General features: G+C 37.5%; 1 tRNA gene. It reads left to right on the top strand.

Annotated features, from left to right (window positions below):
• Positions 1 to 52: 52 nt before the first annotated feature.
• Positions 53 to 126 (top strand) — tRNA-Ala (locus ZA05_RS17945).
• The last annotated feature ends 207 nt before the right edge of the window (positions 127 to 333 follow it).

Below are 333 nucleotides of genomic sequence, written 5' to 3'. Positions count from 1 at the left end.
TCCGTTATAAGTACTGTTAACTGATAACTGTTAACTGACAGCTAAATATAACGGGGGATTAGCTCAGCTGGCTAGAGCGCCTGCCTTGCACGCAGGAGGTCATCGGTTCGACTCCGATATTCTCCACAAGGTCAATCAACAATTGACAATTACCAATTAACAATCAATATTGTTAACTGTTTATTGCTCATTGTTCATTGCACAAGGTTCATTGACATATTGGAAAGATATACATGAAAAATAAAATGTTATTGTAACGAGCAATAACGTAACTCATTAAAAAGACAAAAAGTACAATAAGCTAAACAAGGGCGTATGGGGAATGCCTAGGCT

The sequence above is a fragment of the Mangrovimonas sp. TPBH4 genome, from assembly GCF_001280505.1.
Classification (GTDB): Bacteria; Bacteroidota; Bacteroidia; order Flavobacteriales; family Flavobacteriaceae; genus Mangrovimonas_A.
This window is presented reverse-complemented; position numbering and strand designations above follow the sequence as displayed.